The organism is Kitasatospora sp. NPDC059827, assembly GCF_042731675.1.
Taxonomy (GTDB): Bacteria; Actinomycetota; Actinomycetes; order Streptomycetales; family Streptomycetaceae; genus Kitasatospora.
Map to the genome: position 1 here is coordinate 1 of NZ_JBHWIV010000137.1, position 13,736 is coordinate 13,736.

General features: G+C 74.0%; 14 protein-coding genes. 6 read left to right on the top strand and 8 right to left on the bottom strand.

The window, feature by feature from the left end; genetic code table 11:
- Positions 1-77: 77 nt before the first annotated feature.
- A complete protein-coding gene (locus ACFV8H_RS39870; protein ID WP_380409469.1) occupies positions 78-785 on the bottom strand; it encodes a hypothetical protein in 708 nt (235 codons plus the stop codon).
- 280 nt (positions 786-1,065) lie between these two features.
- On the opposite strand from ACFV8H_RS39870, the gene ACFV8H_RS39875 reads away from it, so the two are divergent.
- The 3 genes from ACFV8H_RS39875 (at position 1,066) to ACFV8H_RS39885 (ending at position 2,237) form a co-directional block, all read left to right on the top strand.
- On the top strand, positions 1,066-1,410 hold the full coding sequence (locus tag ACFV8H_RS39875) for a rodlet layer protein (protein ID WP_375881773.1): 345 nt from the start codon (positions 1,066-1,068) through the stop codon (positions 1,408-1,410).
- 83 nt (positions 1,411-1,493) lie between these two features.
- Positions 1,494-1,838 carry a rodlet layer protein gene (locus tag ACFV8H_RS39880; RefSeq protein WP_188309838.1) on the top strand — a complete coding sequence of 115 codons (345 nt, stop codon included), beginning with the start codon at positions 1,494-1,496 and terminating at the stop codon, positions 1,836-1,838.
- 132 nt (positions 1,839-1,970) lie between these two features.
- Positions 1,971-2,237 carry a hypothetical protein gene (locus ACFV8H_RS39885; RefSeq protein WP_380409471.1) on the top strand — a complete coding sequence of 89 codons (267 nt, stop codon included), beginning with the start codon at positions 1,971-1,973 and terminating at the stop codon, positions 2,235-2,237.
- 61 nt (positions 2,238-2,298) lie between these two features.
- Here ACFV8H_RS39885 and hemB read toward each other — a convergent pair whose 3' ends face one another.
- The 7 genes from hemB to ACFV8H_RS39920 all read right to left on the bottom strand — a co-directional run bounded on the left by hemB (position 2,299) and on the right by ACFV8H_RS39920 (position 9,592).
- A complete protein-coding gene (gene hemB, locus ACFV8H_RS39890) occupies positions 2,299-3,285 on the bottom strand; it encodes a porphobilinogen synthase (protein ID WP_380409473.1) in 987 nt (328 codons plus the stop codon).
- Positions 3,286-3,359: 74 nt separating this feature from the next.
- Entirely contained in the window at positions 3,360-5,006 is a 1,647-nt protein-coding gene (locus ACFV8H_RS39895; RefSeq protein ID WP_380409475.1) for a uroporphyrinogen-III synthase, read from the bottom strand.
- A complete protein-coding gene (gene hemC / locus ACFV8H_RS39900; protein WP_380409477.1) occupies positions 5,003-6,007 on the bottom strand; it encodes a hydroxymethylbilane synthase in 1,005 nt (334 codons plus the stop codon). Before hemC ends, ACFV8H_RS39895 begins: the two co-directional genes overlap by 4 nt.
- 41 nt (positions 6,008-6,048) lie before the next feature.
- Positions 6,049-7,389 carry a glutamyl-tRNA reductase gene (locus ACFV8H_RS39905; RefSeq protein WP_380409479.1) on the bottom strand — a complete coding sequence of 447 codons (1,341 nt, stop codon included), beginning with the start codon at positions 7,387-7,389 and terminating at the stop codon, positions 6,049-6,051.
- A gap of 25 nt (positions 7,390-7,414) precedes the next feature.
- Positions 7,415-8,311: a redox-sensing transcriptional repressor Rex gene (locus ACFV8H_RS39910; RefSeq protein WP_375882336.1), complete on the bottom strand. Its 897-nt coding sequence runs from the start codon at positions 8,309-8,311 to the stop codon at positions 7,415-7,417.
- A 107-nt stretch (positions 8,312-8,418) separates the two neighbouring features.
- Positions 8,419-9,153 carry an exonuclease domain-containing protein gene (locus ACFV8H_RS39915; protein ID WP_380409481.1) on the bottom strand — a complete coding sequence of 245 codons (735 nt, stop codon included), beginning with the start codon at positions 9,151-9,153 and terminating at the stop codon, positions 8,419-8,421.
- Positions 9,154-9,316: 163 nt separating this feature from the next.
- Entirely contained in the window at positions 9,317-9,592 is a 276-nt protein-coding gene (locus tag ACFV8H_RS39920; protein WP_375881756.1) for a glutaredoxin family protein, read from the bottom strand.
- A gap of 119 nt (positions 9,593-9,711) precedes the next feature.
- On the opposite strand from ACFV8H_RS39920, the gene ACFV8H_RS39925 reads away from it, so the two are divergent.
- The 3 genes from ACFV8H_RS39925 (at position 9,712) to ACFV8H_RS39935 (ending at position 13,698) form a co-directional block, all read left to right on the top strand.
- Positions 9,712-10,734, top strand: coding sequence for an HAD family hydrolase (locus tag ACFV8H_RS39925; RefSeq protein WP_380409483.1), 1,023 nt, complete (start codon positions 9,712-9,714; stop codon positions 10,732-10,734).
- 555 nt (positions 10,735-11,289) lie between these two features.
- Positions 11,290-12,108 (top strand): ECF subfamily RNA polymerase sigma factor, BldN family, encoded by an 819-nt coding sequence (locus tag ACFV8H_RS39930; RefSeq protein WP_380409487.1) that lies wholly within the window; start codon positions 11,290-11,292, stop codon positions 12,106-12,108.
- A 288-nt stretch (positions 12,109-12,396) separates the two neighbouring features.
- Positions 12,397-13,698: a DUF5667 domain-containing protein gene (locus ACFV8H_RS39935; RefSeq protein WP_380409485.1), complete on the top strand. Its 1,302-nt coding sequence runs from the start codon at positions 12,397-12,399 to the stop codon at positions 13,696-13,698.
- Positions 13,699-13,736 lie beyond the last annotated feature (38 nt).

Sequence of the window (13,736 nt, forward strand, 5' to 3'; positions counted from 1 at the left end):
GGTGGCCAGGGGTGCCGGGCTCCGGCGCGTCGGGCGGCAGCCCGGAGCCGGGCTCAGTGCCGGGCTCGGAGCTGGGCTCAGAGCTGGGTGAGGTCGGCCAGGCCGCTCTGCTGGACGAGGCCGGTGACGGTCGAGGTCGCCGTGCCGGTCGCGTCGGTCTGCCCCAGGACGCCGGTGGCGGTGGCGGTGGTGGTGTTGGCCAGGTCGTTCGCCTCATCGGTGACGGAGAGCCGGCTCTCGTCGCCGCCCAGGCTCGCGGTGGCCCCGGGGACGGTCTGCACGGCGCCGGGCACCAGGTGCGGGTCCACCTCGTCCACCCGGAGCCGGCCGTCGGCCAGCTGGCCGGTGCCGTCGTGCACCAGGGAGAGCGGCTTGCCCACGTCCAGGCCGGGGGTCCTGGCCTGGAGCGGCGCGGCCGGGGCCTCCAGCAGCACCTCACCGAGGTCGGCGCCCTGGTCGACCAGCGGCAGCGGCAGCTGGGCCTTGGCGCTCGGGCCGACCTTGCCGGTGGCCAGCTGAGGCACCAGGTGGTCCGGGAGCAGCCCGTTGTCGGTGGTCCGGCCGGCCACCGGCGGCATGAGCAGGGAGGTGGGGATGCCGGCCGTGACGTGGCTGCCCAGCGGGGTGAGCGGTACGTCCGCCGGGACCTGCTGGGTGGCCAGCTTGTCCTCCAGGGCTCCGACCTGGTCGGGGCTGACCGGGGCGGCCGAGGCCGCTCCCTGGGAGGCGAGCACGCCCGCACCGACCGCCAACAGCATCGCGCCGGCCCGCTTGGAGAACTTCATGCTTTTCACCGTTCCTTCGGGGAGGGCTGCGGGGCCGCAGCCGGAAAGCAATCTGCGCAACGAGTGACCAGGAGTTCGGATTGCGGGCGTTAACCGATTCGGCGTAATAATCCGACCGGAAACCACCCTCGGACGCGCCTCCCGGACTCTTTTCAAAAATCCCCGTAACCTTCCGTGCCGTCATTCTTTGATCTGGACGTCAGTGACTGCAGACCGGGTCTGAGCGTCCGACGCGTTGCTACGCACGGAAACCGAAAGCATTTCAGAGAGGGATCTCCCCATGATCCAGAAGTCCTTCGCCGCCGCCGGCCTGGCCGTCGCCGCGCTCGCCGGTGCCGCCGCTCCCGCTTCGGCCATCGGTGACGCGGACGGCTCGGCCGCCTCCATCGAGGGCAACGGCGGCACCAACTTCACCGGGACGGTCGGGAACAACAGCCCGAACTTCCACTTCCTGGACAACGCGAACGTCTGCCTCCCCGAGATCCACAACATCGCCGTCGGCGTTCTCGGTGTGGCCGTCCCGGTCGAGGTCCCGATCGCCAACAGCGGTGGCAAGCAGTACTGCACCCAGGGCCAGGGCACCCAGAGCCACGGCGACGCGGGCGTGTCCCACCTGGTCGGCTGACGTTCCCCCAGCCCACCTCCGCACCACCCCCCTGAACCACCCTCGAATCGCTCCCCGATTCACCCTTGAGAGGAAAACCGGAAATGATCAAGAAGTCCCTCGCCGCCGCCGGCCTGGCCGCCGCCGCCATCGCGATGTCCGCCGGCTCGGCTTCCGCCATCGTCGACTCGGACGGCGCCGCCACCTCCGTCCAGGGCAACGGCGGCACCAACCAGACCGGCACCCACGGCAACGGCAGCCCGAACTTCCACACCCTGGACAACGCGAACATCTGCCTGCCGGAGGTCCACAACATCGCCGTCGCCGTCGTCGGCGTCGCGGTTCCGGTCGAGGTGCCCGTCCTGAACAGCACCCCGAAGCAGATCTGCAACGTCGGCCAGAACACCCAGTCCTCGGGCGACGCGGGTGTCTCGCACCTGATCGGCTGATCAAGGGGCACGGCACGGACGGAGGGCCCGGGGAGGAGAAGCTCCCCGGGCCCTCCGGGCTTGGCAGGCAAGAGTCACAGCACCAGTCAGAGGACGGGCGCCCCGGGGCGCCCCCACAGAGAGGGCAGATCCATGAAGAGCACGCTGGCCAAGGCCGCCCTGACCGCCACCGCCGCGCTCGCGCTCGCCGGTGCCGCCACCCCGGCGTTCGCCCACGTCGGCCTGGTGGGCGGCGGCGGCATCGTCGCCTCCGGTGACCACCCGTTCGTGGCCGGTGGGGGCTTCGGCGTCGGCCACACCACCGACGTCGTCGCCGGCGGCTTCGCCGAGGGTGCCGCCACCTCGACCGACCTGATCGGCGGCGGCGCGGGCTTCGCGCACATCAACGGCTGGAAGTAGCGACGAGGAAGGCCGGGCCGCTCCCCGCGGGGGGAGCGGCCCGGCCTTCTGCTGTACCGGTCTACCGCTGCTTGAGCAGCGCGGCGGCCTCGACCGCCCAGTAGGTGAGGATCTGCTCGGCGCCGGCCCGACGGATCGAGGTGAGCGTCTCCAGGATGGTGCGCTCCCGCTCGATCCACCCGTTGGCGGCGGCGGCCTCCACCATCGAGTACTCGCCGGAGATCTGGTACGCGGCCACCGGCACCGGCGAGGCGTCGGCGACCTGCCGCAGGACGTCCAGGTACAGCATCGCGGGCTTGACCATCACCAGGTCCGCACCCTCGGCGAGGTCCAGCTCCAGCTCGCGCAGCGCCTCGCGGGCGTTCGCCGGGTCCTGCTGGTAGCTCTTGCGGTCGCCCTTGAGCGAGGAGTTGACGGCCTCGCGGAACGGCCCGTACAGCGCGGAGGCGTACTTGGCGGTGTAGGCGAGGACGCTGACGTCCTGGTGCCCGGCCGCGTCCAACGCCCGCCGGACGACGCCGATCTGACCGTCCATCATCCCCGACGGGCCGACCATGTGGACGCCGGCCTCGGCTTGGACCACGGCCATCTCGGCGTAGCGCGCCAGGGTCGCGTCGTTGTCCACGCTGCCGTCCTCGGCCAGCACGCCGCAGTGGCCGTGGTCGGTGAACTCGTCCAGGCAGAGGTCGGACATGACCACCAGCCGGTCGCCGACCTCGGCGACCACGTCGCGGATGGCCCGCTGGAGGATCCCGTCCGGGTTGGTGCCCTCGGAGCCGACGGCGTCCTTCACCTCGGGCAGGCCGAACAGCATGATGCCGCCGACTCCCGCCTCGGCGGCCTCCACCGCGGCCTTGCGCAGGCTGTCCCGGGTGTGCTGGACCACGCCGGGCATCGCGGCGATCGGCTTGGGCTCGCTGATGCCCTCGCTGACGAAGGCGGGCAGGATCAGCTCCGCCGGGTGCAGCCGGGTCTCGGCGACCAGTCGGCGCATCGCCGGGCTCTGCCGCAGTCGACGGGGGCGAACGTACGGGAATTCAGCGGACACGGCTTCTCTCTCCGAACGGTTGTGCAGCACTGGGGGCGACGAACCGCCGCCCCCAGCACCATAGTTGAGGGATCTCAGCGGGCCTTGCGGCGGGATCCCGGACGGCGCTCGCTGGGCCGGTAGACCGGCTCGCCCGCGGCCGTCGCGGTGTCCCGGCGCTTGGCGCCGAAGTCTGCCAGCGCCTGGGCCAGCGCGGCCGCCGACGGCGCCGGGGCCATCACGTCGACCCGCAGGCCGTGCTCCTCGGCGGTCTTCGCGGTGGCCGGGCCGATGCAGGCGATGACCGTGACGTTGTGCGGCTTGCCGGCGATGCCGACCAGGTTCCGGACGGTCGAGGACGAGGTGAACAGCACCGCGTCGAAACCGCCGCCCTTGATCGCCTCGCGGGTCTCGGCCGGCGGCGGCGAGGCGCGCACCGTCCGGTACGCCGTCACGTCGTCGACCTCCCAGCCGAGCTCGACCAGGCCGGCCACCAGGGTCTCGGTGGCGATGTCGGCGCGCGGCAGCAGCACCCGGTCGATCGGGTCGAAGACCGGGTCGTACGGCGGCCAGTCCTCCAGCAGCCCGGCCGCGGACTGCTCCCCGGAGGGCACCAGGTCCGGCTTCACGCCGAAGTCCACCAGGGCCTGGGCGGTGGTCTCGCCGACCGCCGCGACCTTGATCCCGGCGAACGCGCGGGCGTCCAGGCCGTACTCCTCGAACTTCTCCCGGACGGCGCGGACGGCGTTCACCGAGGTGAAGGCGATCCACTCGTAGCGTCCGGTGACCAGGCCCTTGATGGCCCGCTCCATCTGCTGCGGGGTGCGCGGCGGCTCGACCGCGATGGTCGGCACCTCCTGCGGCACCGCGCCGTACGAGCGCAGCTGCTCGGACAGGCCGTGGGCCTGCTCCTTGGTGCGCGGCACCAGGACGTTCCAGCCGAACAGCGGCTTGGTCTCGAACCACGAGTGCGAGGCCCGGTGGGCGACCTGCTCGCCCACCACGGCTATCACCGAGGTCGCCGGGTCCACCGGGGCGGAGACCGGCGAGGGCAGCACCCGGGCGATCTTGAGGTCGGCTGCGATGGTGGCCAGCGTGGAGGTGAAGGTCCGCTGGCGGGTGGTGGTGCCGGACAGCGTGGCGCTCAGCGCCGAGTCCGGCTTGCGGCCGTTGGAGACCAGCGCGCCCGCGGTGGCCGGCAGCTGGCCCAGGGTGGTGCGGACCACCAGGGTGGTCTCCGGCGCGCCCAGGTCGACCGGGGCACCGGACAGCAGCTGGCCGCCGTCCACGAAGCGGACGTCGGTGCCGGCCGCGCCGCGCAGCGGGACGCCCGCGTACGCCGGGACGCCGACCGACTGGGCGACGCCCGGGATCACCTCGAAGGGGATCCCGTCGCCCGCGCAGCTGAGCATCTCCTCGGCGGCGCAGCCGTCCAGGCCCGGGTCGCCGTCGACGGTGCGGACCACGTGCTTGCCGGCCCGGACGGCCTCGGCGACCAGCTTGGCCAGGTCGAAGTCGGCGCCCTCGGCGGCCGGGGCGTGCACCTGCACGCCGACCGGACAGTGGGTGCGCACGGCGGCCGCGGTCAGCGGGTCGGCGACCAGGACGTCGGCCGAGGACAGCACCTCGACCGCGCGCAGGGTCAGCAGCCCCGGGTCCCCGGGACCGGCCCCCAGGAAGGTGCACCGTCCGGTGGGCTGGCCGGCCGGGAAGAGGGCGTCGGTGGCGGCGGTGGGGCTCATCGGACTCGCTCCCCCATCAGGGTGGCCGCGCCCGCGTCGAGCAGCCGGGCGGCCAGGGCGTGGCCGAGGGCCCGCGCCTGCTGCTCGGCGGTCTCGTCGAGGACGATCGGACCGTTGGCGGACATCTTCAGCAGGGCGGTGCCGTCGGGATCGCCGACCACCCCGTCCAGCTGCAGTTCGTTCTCCCGGCCCCAGGTGGCCAGTGCGGCCACTGGGGCCGAGCAGCCGGCCTCCAGGGTGGCCAGCAGGGCGCGCTCGGCGGCCACGGCGACCCGGGTGGGGGCGTGGTCCAGCGCGGCGAGCGCGGCGGTCAGGTCCGTGTCGGCGGCGGCGCACTCGATCGCGAGCGCGCCCTGGCCGGGGGCCGGGATCATCAGCTCGGGGTCGAGGTGCTGGGAGATCTCGGCGCTGCGGCCGAGCCGGTTGAGGCCGGCCGTGGCCAGCACCACGGCGTCCAGCTCGCCGGCGCTCACGTAGCCGATCCGGGTGTCCACGTTGCCGCGGATCGCGACGGTCTCCAGCTGGGCGCCGCGGGCCCGGGCCCAGGCGTTCAGCTGGGCCATCCGGCGCGGCGAGCCGGTGCCGATCCGGGCCGGGCGACCGGCCCCGGCCAGCTTCTCCACCAGCTCGTCCAGGGCCAGGCCCTCGGCCGCGACCAGGGCGTCCCGGACGTCCTCGCGGGCGGGGACGGCGGCCAGCGCCAGGCCCTCGGGCGCGGCGGTGGGCAGGTCCTTGAGCGAGTGCACGGCGAAGTCGATCCGGCCCTCCAGCAGGGCGTCCCGCAGTGCGGAGACGAACACGCCGGTGCCGCCGATCTGGGCGAGCGCCTCGCGCGAGGTGTCGCCGTAGGTGGTGATCTCGACCAGCTCGACGGGGCGGCCGGTGAGCCTGGTCACCTCGCGGGCGACCATGCCCGACTGGGCCATGGCGAGCGCGCTGCGCCGGGTGCCGAGCCGCAGGGCGGCGGCCGGAGCCTGCTCGGTGAGCGGTTGACCATTCATGAGGTGATCGTCCCGGTGGTACTCGTGGGATGGCTGACGGTTCATCTGGTGCTCCCGGCCGAAGGCTGGGGGAGGCCGCCGACGGGCGTACCCGAAACGGCGTGCACGGCCGCCGGGTCGAGGTCGAACAGCTCGCGCAGGGCGTCCGCGTAGGACGCGCCGCCGGGCTCGGCGGCCAGCTGCTTCACCCGGACGGTCGGGGCGTGCAGCAGCTTGTCGACGACGCGGCGGACGGTCTGGGTGATCTCGGCGCGGGAGCGCTCGTCCAGGTCGGGCAGCCGGGAGTCCAGCCGGCCCAGCTCGGCGGCGACCACGTCGGAGGCCATCGCCCGCAGCGCGACCACGGTCGGCGCGATCCGGGCGGCCCGCTGGGCGGCGCCGAAGGCCGTCACCTCGTCGGAGACGATCCGGGTGACCTCGTCGACGTCGCCGGCGCCGGGGCTGGCGGCGTGCGCGTGGGAGAGGCTCTCCAGGTCGACCAGCAGGGCGCCGTCCAGCTCGTGCACGGCGTGGTCGACGTCGCGCGGCATGGCGAGGTCGAGCAGCGCCAGCGGCTCGGGGGCGGTGCGCACGGCGACCGCGGCGGCGACGTCCTCGGCCCGGACCACCACGCCGGCCGCGCCGGTGCAGGAGATCACCAGGTCGACGTCGGCCAGCGCCTGCGGCACCTTGGCGAGGTCCAGGGTGCGGGCCACGTCCGGGCCGAGGATCTCCACCAGGCGCTCGGCGCGGGCCGGCGTGCGGTTGGCGATCAGCAGGTCGGTGACCCCGGAGCGGACCAGGGTGGCGGCGGCCAGCGAGCTCATCGAGCCGGCCCCGACCACCAGCGCGCGCTTGCCGGCGATCTCGCCCGCGCCCGCGGCGACCTGCTCCAGGCCGAAGGTGACCAGCGACTGGCCGGCCTTGTCGATCCCGGTCTCGCTGTGCGCGCGCTTGCCGACCCGCAGGGCCTGCTGGAACAGCTCGTTCAGGCCGCGTCCGGCGGTGTGCTCGTCCTGGGCCTTGGCCAGCGCGTCGCGCAGCTGGCCGAGGATCTGGCCCTCGCCGACCACCATCGAGTCCAGGCCGCAGGCCACCGAGAAGAGGTGGTGGACGGCGCGGTCCTCGTAGTGGACGTACAGGTGGGAGGTCAGCTCCTCCAGGTCCACCCCGCTGTGGTGGGCCAGCAGCAGCGACAGCTCGGCGACGCCGCCGTGGAACTTGTCCACGTCCGCGTACAGCTCGATCCGGTTGCAGGTGTTGAGCAGGGCGGCCTCGGCGACGGTCGAGGACGCGGCCGCGTCGTGCAGCAGCCGGGTCGGGACCTCACCGGTCAGCGCGGCACGCTCCAGCACGCCGACCGGTGCCGTCCGGTGGCTCAGTCCGACGACGAGAAGACTCATGCCCGCCCCCCACAGCTCTCGGTGTTCACGCGGGCATCACCGCGGACAGCTCGCCCTCGCCGCCCTTGGCGGGCTTGCCCTTGGCCGACGGCTCGGCCGGCTCCTTGGCCGCCGGCTCGGCGCCGGTGCGGCCCTTGCCGCTGCCGCCGGCCGCCCGGCGCAGCTTGGCCGCGGCCGCGCGGACCGGGCCGGGGGCGCGGTCCAGCACCGACTCGGTGCGGTCGGGCTCCTCGCCGGCCTTGCGCTGCTCGTGGAAGGCGAGGATCTGCAGCTCGATGGAGAGGTCCACCTTGCGCACGTCCACGCCGTCCGGGACGGTCAGCACGGTCGGGGCGAAGTTCAGGATGCTGGTGACGCCCGCCTCGACCAGTCGGTCGCAGACCTGCTGGGCGGCGCCGGGCGGGGTGGTGATCACGCCGATCGAGACGTGCTGGCTCTCGACGATCGACTCCAGCTCGTCCATGTGGCGCACCGGCAGTCCGGCCGCGGTGGAACCGACCACGTTCGCGTCGGCGTCCAACAGGGCGGCGACCCGGAAGCCGCGGGAGGCGAAACCGCCGTAGTTGGCGAGGGCGTGGCCGAGGTTCCCGATGCCGACGATGACGACCGGCCAGTCCTGGGTCAGGCCGAGCTCGCGGGAGATCTGGTAGACGAGGTACTCGACGTCGTAGCCGACGCCCCGGGTGCCGTAGGAGCCGAGGTAGGAGAAGTCCTTGCGCAGCTTGGCCGAGTTCACACCGGCGGCGGCGGCCAGTTCCTCGGAGGACACGGTCGGCACCGAACGCTCGGAGAGCGCGGTGAGGGCCCGCAGGTAAAGGGGGAGGCGGGCGACGGTCGCCTCCGGGATGCCCCGGGCGCGCGCGGGTCGGCGCGCGGCGCCCTGGTCGGGCGTCTGCGAACTGCTCTGTGGTGATCGGCCGATTGCCACGGTGCTCCTGTGGGTGAAGCTGGGCTTTGGCAGCCAGGCTAAGCGTTTGTGAACGTGTGCACAAAGATGGTGTCCGATTTGTCCCGGCACAGTGACACGCATCACGCCGATGAGCTCATAGCACCGGCCTGTGTCAGGACCACTTCCGGGGCTTGGGCGCCGGGCAGCCAGGGGCCGTACGGCGCCTCCCGGCGCAGCAGTGGCACCGTACCGCCGGACGGCCGGGAACGGGCCCGCCCCAGCCGCGGCCAGGGCACCCGGGCGGCCTCGCGCAGCGGCCCGGTCCAGTCGTCCGGCGGGCAGGACGGGACGCCCGCGCAGTGCCGCAGCAGCTCCGCCGTCACCCGGGCGTCGCCCAGCGCGGTGTGCGCCGGGAACCAGCCCAGACCGGCCGCCTCCGCGCAGGCCGCCAGGCCCTGGCCACGGGCCTGCGGCAGGTGGGCGCCGGCCAGCCGCATCGTGCACAGCAGGGGGACGGGCGGCAACGGCACCCCGATCCGGGCGAACTCGCGCTCCAGGAAGGCGTGGTCGCAGCTGACGTGGTGACCGACCAGCACCCGGCCGGCCAGCAGCTCCAACAGCCGGGGGGCGATCTCCCGGAAGCGGGGCGCGCCCTCGACGTCGGCCTGGCGTATCCGGTGCACATGGGTCGGGCCGACCGGACCCAGCGGGTCCAGCAGGGTGGCGAACTCGCCCTCGGGGCGGAGCCGCTCGTCCAGCAGCACCACCGCGACCTCGACCACCCGGTGCCGCCACGGGCTGCGGCCGGTCGCCTCCACGTCCACCACGGCGAAGCCCGGGGCTGCGGGCAGCGCGGGGGTCGGACGGGGAAGCATGGCGGCACTCCTCGCGTGCTCAGCCCCCCACGGGCGCAAACGCGTTCGATCGTAAGCCGACCGAGGCGCCCGGCCCCAGCCCGGAACGGAGTGTCTTCGACAACGATTCGGCGAAGCTCCCCCGCCGGTCGGCGGGGGAGGTGGTGCACGCACGAACCCTCCCTCAGCCGCCCAGGGCCTTGCGCAGGCGGTTCTCGTCGACCCGCCAGAAGTCGTGCTGGCGGCCGTCGACCAGGGTGACCGGGATCTGCTCCCAGTAGCGGCGGTACAACTCCTCGTCCCGGGTGATGTCCTTCTCCTCGAAGGTCGCGCCCAGCTCCGCCGCCACCCGGACGATCACCTCCCGGGCCTCGTCGCACAGGTGGCAGCCGGGCTTGCCGACCAGGGTCACGGTACGGGCCGCCGGCTCGGGGCTCTTGCGTCGCAGCAGTGGGCTCACCTGCTCATTGTCCTCGACCCGCCCCTCCGGCCCGGGGCGGCGCCCGCCCGGCAGCTGTTCACCGCACGGGCACGGCTCCGTCACGGCCGCTCCCCGCCCGGCTGGCTATGCTCGGTGACATGGCCGTGCTCCGAAGGCTCACCCAGGCGAGACGCTCCACCACCGAGCGGAGCGCCCTGGCGGGCGAGGCCGCGGCAGCGGCGGCCGAGGCCGCGCTGCGCGCCGAACCGCTGCTCGCCCCCGCGACGGACGCCCCGGTGGCGCAGGAGCCCGGGGCGGCCCCCGCCGCCGAGGGGAGCCCGGCACCCGGCCGGCCCGGGAAGACCCCCAAGGCCCCGACCGGGAACCACACCCCGGACCGGGACGACCCGCGCGCCGCCGCCTTCTTCGACTGCGACAACACCATCCTGCGCGGCGCCGCGATCTTCTACCTCGGCGTCGGCCTCTACCGCCATGGCTTCCTCACCCGCCGCGACATCGCCCGCTTCGCCTGGCAGCAGGCGCTCTTCCGGCTTCACGGCACCGAGGACCCGGACCACATCTCGGACGCCCGCAACACCGCCCTGGGCATCGTGGCCGGCAAGCGCACCGCCGACCTGGAGGTGATCTGCGAGGAGGTCTTCGAGCAGGTCGTCGCCGACAAGATCTGGCCGGGCACCCGCGCCCTGGTCCAGATGCACCTGGACGCCGGCCAGCGGGTCTGGCTGGTCACCGCCGCCCCGCTGGAAGTGGCCCGGATCATCGCCCGGCGGCTCGGCATGACCGGCGCGCTGGGCACCGTCGCGGAGGCCCGGGACGGCCACTACACCGGCCGACTGGTCGGCGACCTGCTGCACGGCCCGGCCAAGGCCGCCGCGGTGAACGCGCTGGCCCGGCGCGAGCGGCTGGACCTCGACCGCTGCGCGGCCTACAGCGACTCGGCCAACGACATCCCGATGCTCTCGCTGGTCGGCCACCCGTACGTGGTGAACCCGGACGGCGCGCTGCGGCGGCACGCCCGGGCGCAGGGGTGGCGGGTGCGCGACTTCCGGACCGGGCGCAAAGCGGCCCGGGCGGGCCTGCCGGCGGCGGCCGCGCTCGGGGTGCTGGCCGGTGCGGCCGCGGCCGGGGTGGCGCTGCGGCGCCGTCGTCGGCGCGGCTGAGCCCCGATCCGGGCCGGACGGCCGTCCACGGAACCGTTTCTGCCCCTCCCCCGTGCGGGTGAGAGGGCGTCAATCAGGGGCCTGACCTGGCCCCTCGTACGAGCGAACTCCCCGCTCCGGCACGGCCGTCCGGGCCCACTGTGCGAACTTGTCACCCGGTGACCGGTTCTGATCGTTCGCCAGGCCGGGAAAGTCAGGGGTTGCGGAGCCCCAAGGCTGGGAAACCGCCCGCAGTACCGCCGAATTGGTCACCCTGGGCGCCCGAACGGTCACGTTGGGCCGGATGAACGCTGACATCTCCGGTCAGTGTCAGCCGAATATGCGCAACAAATGGATCCCAAACGACCACTTCGACCACACGGTGTAGCTGTCATTGCACAAAGCGTTATTCTCTCCTGGATGCACGTCACCCATGCGTCCCGCTCGAACGGATGTCATGGGGAGTGCTCTCCGCGCAGGCGGAGGTGATCCGTCCACAGTTCTGCCTCTGGGAGTCCCGTGTACCCACCCGTCCGGAACGACGCGCCTGCACCCTCCCGCCCGTCGTCCGCGCCCCTGCGCCCCCGCACCGGCCTCCGCGGCCGCCCGGCCGAGCGGCAGATCTCCACCGGCCTGGACCTGCTGCGCACCCTGCTCCGCAGCCAGCTCGCCGCCTCGCCCCAACTCGTGCCCGCCGGTGTGCCGTTCGGCCACCAGCACGGCCCCGGCACCGCGCTGCGCACCACCGCCGCCGGCTCCACCGGCACCGGCTCGCGCAGCCGCACCGGCAGCACCGGCGTCGGCCGCAGCCGCGCCCGCACCGCGCCGAGCCCCGGCTACGAGACCGAGCACAACCCGATCATGGAGCTGGTCGAGCGGGCCCAGGCCGGCGAGAGCGAGGCCTTCGGCCGGCTCTACGACCACTACGCGGACACCGTCTACCGCTACATCTACTACCGGGTCGGCAGCCGGGCCACCGCCGAGGACCTCACCAGCGAGACCTTCCTGCGCGCGCTGCGCCGGATCGGCACCTTCACCTGGCAGGGCCGCGACTTCGGCGCCTGGCTGGTCACCATCGCGCGCAACCTGGTCGCCGACCACTTCAAGTCCAGCCGGTTCCGGCTGGAGGTCACCACCGGCGAGATGCTCGACTCCAACGAGTGCGAGCGCAGCCCGGAGGAGTCGGTGCTGGAGTCGCTCTCCAACGCCGCCCTGCTGGACGCGGTGCGCCGGCTCAACCCCCAGCAGCAGGAGTGCGTGACGCTGCGCTTCCTCCAGGGGCTGTCGGTGGCCGAGACGGCGCGGATCATGGGCAAGAACGAGGGTGCGATCAAGACTCTCCAGTACCGCGCCGTACGCACCCTCGCCCGGCTCCTGCCGCCCGACGCGCGGTGAGGCGACGGTGACCGAGGGAGCGATAGGGCCCGGGCGGGGCCCGACCCGGCGCCGGCCCGACGGCCCGTCACCACTGCCACCCGGCCGACACGTCCGGGTGAACGGTCGGTCCGATGATCAGCCGTGCGTAACCGACCGCCCGTACCGCTCGTTGGCCAGCATGCAAGCCCCCACCAGGCATACGGTCAAGCCGAATTGTGACCTGTCACCCGATGGAGTGGCTTTGGCCCGCCGGGGCAACCGTCCGGCGGGCCGGGGTGTCGACAACGACGAAGGGAGGTGTGGCCCGTGACGGCAAACGTGCTGGAGCACCGACGGGCGAAGGCCTTCGCCGAGGCGCTGGAGGCCCACCAGGCGGAGCAACTCCGCGCGGCCACCGCCGAATCGGCCAACATCGCCGCCGCCGAGGCCGGTTCGGTGGCGATGGCCGAACTGGTCGGGGTGGCCGACGCGCTGGGGGCACTGCCCGGGCCAGTCCTGGACCAAGAGGTCCGGACGGTCCAACGCGCCCAGCTGATGGCCGCGTTCGAGCAGGCCTTCGCGGGCGGGCCGGGTGCCGCGGTGCCCCGCCAGCGCCGCCACCGGGCGATCCGGACGGCGCCGCGCGGCCGGTGGAGCCGCCGCTTCGCGATCGGCGGACTGGTCGCCGGGCTCGCCGTCGGCAGCCTGGCCGGCGCGGCCGCCGCAAGCACCAGCGCCCTCCCCGGGGACACGCTGTACGGCATGAAGCGCGGCCTCGAAGGGCTCCGACTCGACCTCGCGGACTCCGACTCGGAGCGCGGCGAACTGCTGCTCGGCAACGCCGCCACCCGGCTCGGCGAGGCCAACGCCCTGGTCGGGCCGTCCGGTTCGACCACCGGGCTCAGCCCCGGCACCGTCGACCGGGTCCGCCGCGCGCTGGACGACATGCACGCCGACGCCCTCAAGGGCCGCGAGCTGCTGCGTTCGGTCTACCGCAGCAACGGCTCACTGGACCCGATGCGCGCGCTGGCCGGCTTCGCCCACGACGAGGACGGCCGCTGGAGCGAGCTGCAGGGCCGACTGCCGGTCCAACTCACCGAGCAGGCGCACCTGGTGAACCAGCTCTTCGACGACATAACCGAGGACGTCGCGCCCCTGCGCCTGACCCAGCCCCCCGCCAAGAGCGGTGGACCGGGCGGCACCGGAGCGGGCGACGACTCCTCCTCCTCGACCAGCGGCTCCCCGGCCGGCTCCGGGCCCGACGGCTCCGGCGCCGCACCCGGCTCCGCGCAGTCCCAGGGCGGCACGGGCAACGGCAACCGCCCCGGCACCGACCGCGCCCCGGACACCACCGGCAGCGGCAGCACGGCCGGCAGCGGGGCCAAGGGCGGCGGACTGCCGAGCACCCTGCCCAGCAGCGCACCGGACGCCGTCAACGGCCTGGTCGGCAACCTCACCAGCGGGCTCACCGGCGGTCGGCCCTCGCCGAGCGCCGACGCGGCCCCGCCGCAGGTGCCGCAGCCGCCGTCCGGTGCGCCCAGCACGCCGAGCGGCGCCCAGCAGGGCGTGGACGTGCCTCCGCTGATCCCCGGCCTGCTGCCCGGGCTGCGGATCCTCGGCGGGAGCTGAGCGGGGCGGTGGGGGCCCGGCGGGACGCACGTCCCGCC

Excerpts from the sequence above, each read along its gene's own strand:
- ACFV8H_RS39905 (WP_380409479.1), bottom strand. The coding sequence starts at position 7,389 with ATGAGTCTTCTCGTCGTCGGACTGAGCCACCGGACGGCACCGGTCGGC.
- ACFV8H_RS39925 (WP_380409483.1), top strand. The coding sequence starts at position 9,712 with ATGGCCGTGCTCCGAAGGCTCACCCAGGCGAGACGCTCCACCACCGAG.
- ACFV8H_RS39880 (WP_188309838.1), top strand. The coding sequence starts at position 1,494 with ATGATCAAGAAGTCCCTCGCCGCCGCCGGCCTGGCCGCCGCCGCCATC.
- hemC (WP_380409477.1), bottom strand. The coding sequence starts at position 6,007 with ATGAATGGTCAACCGCTCACCGAGCAGGCTCCGGCCGCCGCCCTGCGG.
- ACFV8H_RS39895 (WP_380409475.1), bottom strand. The coding sequence starts at position 5,006 with ATGAGCCCCACCGCCGCCACCGACGCCCTCTTCCCGGCCGGCCAGCCC.
- ACFV8H_RS39885 (WP_380409471.1), top strand. The coding sequence starts at position 1,971 with ATGAAGAGCACGCTGGCCAAGGCCGCCCTGACCGCCACCGCCGCGCTC.
- ACFV8H_RS39915 (WP_380409481.1), bottom strand. The coding sequence starts at position 9,153 with ATGCTTCCCCGTCCGACCCCCGCGCTGCCCGCAGCCCCGGGCTTCGCC.
- ACFV8H_RS39870 (WP_380409469.1), bottom strand. The coding sequence starts at position 785 with ATGAAGTTCTCCAAGCGGGCCGGCGCGATGCTGTTGGCGGTCGGTGCG.
- ACFV8H_RS39875 (WP_375881773.1), top strand. The coding sequence starts at position 1,066 with ATGATCCAGAAGTCCTTCGCCGCCGCCGGCCTGGCCGTCGCCGCGCTC.